Origin of the sequence: Thauera sp. (assembly GCF_034003485.1) — a bacterium.
Classification (GTDB): Bacteria; Pseudomonadota; Gammaproteobacteria; order Burkholderiales; family Rhodocyclaceae; genus Thauera.
Window position 1 is genome coordinate 1 of record NZ_JAVEYL010000080.1, and the last position, 3,901, is coordinate 3,901.

3 protein-coding genes are annotated in these 3,901 nt (G+C 58.9%); 1 reads left to right on the forward strand and 2 read right to left on the reverse strand.

The window, feature by feature from the left end; translation table 11 throughout:
- Positions 1–150: 150 nt before the first annotated feature.
- Both istB and istA read right to left on the reverse strand, forming a co-directional pair.
- Positions 151–903, reverse strand: coding sequence for an IS21-like element helper ATPase IstB (gene istB / locus RBT54_RS18290; RefSeq protein WP_002943443.1), 753 nt, complete (start codon positions 901–903; stop codon positions 151–153).
- Complete coding sequence (gene istA / locus RBT54_RS18295) at positions 900–2,441, reverse strand: IS21 family transposase (protein WP_096452981.1); 1,542 nt, start codon at positions 2,439–2,441, stop codon at positions 900–902. Before istA ends, istB begins: the two co-directional genes overlap by 4 nt.
- Positions 2,442–3,165: 724 nt before the next feature.
- Between istA and RBT54_RS18300 the strand changes: the two genes are divergently transcribed.
- Complete coding sequence (locus tag RBT54_RS18300) at positions 3,166–3,816, forward strand: hypothetical protein (RefSeq protein ID WP_002943440.1); 651 nt, start codon at positions 3,166–3,168, stop codon at positions 3,814–3,816.
- The last annotated feature ends 85 nt before the right edge of the window (positions 3,817–3,901 follow it).

Consider the following 3,901-nt stretch of genomic DNA (forward strand, 5'->3'; position numbering starts at 1 on the left):
TGCGTATTCCGATCGTTCGTGACCGGTCAGTCCAGTTCGACGTGATCACCAGTTCCGATTCGTACTGATCAGTCGTCCCGGTGCTCGTGAGCACCAGGACGGCACCGTGACCGCTAAGCTGACGTCACGCTCATCGTTCCAGCGACATGATCACGCGGGGGGCATCTTCCGCTTTGCCTGAAGCTTGCGCATGGATTCACCCTTGAGCGTAATCCGGTGCGCCTGATGCACCACGCGGTCAAGGATTGCGTCTGCCAAGGTCGGATCGGGGAAGAACCCATGCCACTGGTCTGTTGGGAACTGGCTTGTGATCAGCAAGGATCCGGTACGCATCCGCCGATCCACCACATCCAGCAACACCTGCGCAGCTTGCGAAGAAATCTCGCTCAGACCGAAGTCGTCGATGATAAGCAAACTCGGTTTAATCAGACCGGCCTTGAGCTTAGGCAACGAACCGTCATGGCTGGCAACTGCGATCTCTTGATAAAGATCGCTCGCCCGGAAGAACGTAGCGGGTAAACGCTGTCGGCAAGCCTGAGAACCGAAGGCACATGCAAGCCATGTCTTTCCGACCCCCGTTGCGCCAAGGACGATCAAGTTAAGCTGCTGTCGAATCCATTCGCAACTGGCCAGCGAGGCGATGAACCCTTTGTCGATATCTCGCGAAGCTCGGTAATCGGCGTCTTCGAGCGATGCGGATTCAGGGAATCCTGCACTCCGCACGAGCCGCTTCAATTTCTTCGAGTCACGTTCAGAGGCTTCATGCTCGACAAGCAACCCGAATCGGTCATCGAAAGAGAGTTGGTGAAGCTTCGGCTGCTGCAACTGGACCGAATACGCTTCGGCCATCGACGTCAATCGCAATTCACGTAGGCGGGAGATGGTTTGATGGACGCCGCTCATGTGTTTTCTCCAAAGTAGCTCGCACCCCGCACATTGTCGTGGGCTGGCCTCGGCGCCGTGCCGCTGACAGAGTGGGCGCGTTTGTCGGGTGCCTGCTTGAGAATGGAATCGAGGCTGCGCAATGCCGTAATGTTGAGCGATAGCGCATATGCACACGCCTCTTCGAAGCGTTGGTCGCCGTGGATACGAGCCAGATCGCGCATCCGCCGGGCTGCTTTCAGACCATTGACGGCATCGGATCGGTTTTCCAGGTGATGGCGAATCATTGCCGCCGAGCCTTCCCCTACCGACTCGGCCCATAGCATGAGTGCCCTCGGTTCGCCCTCAAGCACGCGGACATGCGCTATCGGACGATGCTCAGGCAACGTCTGGACTGTGCCTTCGCATTGTGCCAATGCGTGCAAGGCAACGCGCTGGCCGCGATGCATGACCTCGAGCATCGATCCGGTGTAACGCAGATCGACACGCTGTCCGCGCAACTCCGACGGCACGGAGTAGAAGCTCCGCGCATGTTCGACATGGTAATCGTCGCCAGCCCGCACCCCATATCGCCAATCGCATAACTCGAAGGGAATGGGCGGCAGGCGCTTCAAAGTCGAACGCTCGGTTTTCTCAAATCGTTCGATGCGGGAGCCTGACATCTTCTTGAAGGGATGAGCGTTCAGCGTTACCACGAGCCTCCTGAGGGCGTCATTCAGTTCATCGAGGCTAAAGAATGTTCGGTCGCGAAGTGCGAACAACACCCAACGCTGTGCGATCTGCACACCGACCTCGGCCTTCGCCTTGTCTTTCGCCTTCCTGACACGAGCTGGTAGTGCAGCGGTGTTGTAGTGCTGCAGGCACTCCCGGTAGGCCGGGTTGATAACGACGCGATCCTTCTCACGCCGCCAGACAGCCGCCTTCAGGTTGTCCGGCACAACCCAGGCCGGCACGCCCCCCATTGCCGCAAAGCAATCGACATGGCATCTCACCCAATCAGGGGTTTTCTGCGAGGCGACTGCCTGCAGGTAGGTCAGGTTCGAGTAGCCAAGCACGGCAACGAAGATTTGCGCATAGATCGAGGGACCGCCGCTTCGATCCCTGATCTCGACTGTACGGCCGGCGAAATCGACGAACAACTTCTCACCCGGGCGATGGGCCTGACGCATCACGATATGTTGTCGCTTCGCCCACGCCCGGTAACCGGCAGTGAATTGCGAGTAGGCGATTCCCTCCGGGCACTGACTGCGCCACTCCCGCCACAGCTGCTCGAGTGTGGCGTCGGGGCGCTGCATCTCGGCGTGCACCCAATCCCAATCTGGCGCTCTCTTGCGTTGCGCGATGCTCTTGTTGCCAGTACCCAGAACCGCGTACCAGGCGTCGTCATCCAATGAATGAAGATCGGCACCAAAGGTGTCGCTTTTCCTGAGAATTCGGCGCATTTCGCGCACGGTGTTTGCGGAAACACCAACTGACCGTGCGATGGCTCGGTTGGACTGTGAGGTATCGTAGAAGTGCAAACGCGCGATCTCGCGCTGTAGGTGGATAGGCAGACGCAAGGGGGTAACTCCTCATGGGATGGCACCGGCGGTGCTGACCGGGCCAGACAAAATCACCCCGTCCGCGCAAGTTCGTCGCATGATTGACGAACGTGAACGCGCAGCTCATACTGATCGGACAAGATCCCACTTGTACCGGCAGCGATGCTGGCGCGACGCCCGAGGCAGCCCCCTCGGGCGTTCGCGTCTACGAGGTGGAGAATCGAGTTAACTGGGAGAGATTCGTCCTCCTGCGGATGCGCCCATTCGGGTCGCAGAAAGCCAATCCGCGACATCCAGCGTCAAGGCAAACCACCCTCGGCGATTGGGTACAGTGAAGAGCGGCACCATTACTTGACCACGTCGCCGTGCCTGTCTAAGTGATGCAACGCTTCGATGTCCTAGTGCCGCCGCGAGGGGCTCGCCGCCCAGCAGAGGACCGTGAAGGCGCAGGAGTGTCTCGCGCAATTCCTTGCGCAAGTGGGCCAGTGCTTCGGTCTGTTCAGGCAGCGAGTTCATCGAATACCTCAATGCGTTTGTCACGCAGTGTTCGTGACTGTCCACATTTTCTCCACCCGAACCGATAATTCGATTTTCTGTACTCCAGATAAGCCTTGTGCACACAATCATCAGACCAAAGGGGCGCGGTCGCCCGACCACCCAGCCTGTCGATCGCCTTCGGACACGACTTTGGTTTCGCGCGCTGCGGGACATATCTGGCCTGTCGTCCGCATACGCCATTGAGATGGCGCTCGACGGGGACCGCGTCCGCAAACGCGACACAGACGTCGCTCGCCCCAGGAAGTGGGACGCTTACGAGAAAGGGACACGGGTCCCCAATGACCGGCCCGGACCGCGCAACGCTGTCGAGCAGGCGCAAGCCCGATTCCCGGGCACGTCGCGCTGGTTCCGTAGCCCGTTGTGGCGCTACCTGAAGAAGGAGCCGCTCGATGCAATGCAGTTTGAGGAGGCGCTACGCACCCTCGAACCGCCGGTTACGGCATTACTGTTTGAGGCGGAGCCGCGCGAACACGAGCAAGTGCCCCGTCAGCGTCCCTTTGACGATGAAAGTGCTCGACAACTCATCGCGCTCGGTAGCTTCGATGCGCTAGTTGCAGCTGTGCTGATGGCAGGTCTGTCGGAAGTCATCGCCTCGCCCGATCTTCGAGAACGGGCGTTGCACGTTTACGTTGGGATTCAGGCGAAGCTGCGAGAAACGCCCCTCTTGGAAGGCATCTATCCTGAGCTGTTCTCGCTGATCGACTCGCGTTGCAAGCACTGGATCTACTTAGCGCCCAATCAGCGAATGGATGTCGTGATCTTCTGGCAGGGAGTCGAGGCGGAGGATGAACAGAGGATCTTTGGCGACGTCGGTGAGGATGGGATTGACTATTAAAACGGCTATCAGTCCTGACTAGCTGTTCGCGCCACTAAAAGTTCAACGGCAGCTTGCCGATTTGGCGAATTCACACTTCCGACCC

What these genes read in the sequence shown, in the direction of transcription:
- istB (WP_002943443.1), bottom strand. Translation starts at nt 903, where the DNA reads ATGAGCGGCGTCCATCAAACCATCTCCCGCCTACGTGAATTGCGATTG.
- RBT54_RS18300 (WP_002943440.1), top strand. Translation starts at nt 3,166, where the DNA reads ATGGCGCTCGACGGGGACCGCGTCCGCAAACGCGACACAGACGTCGCT.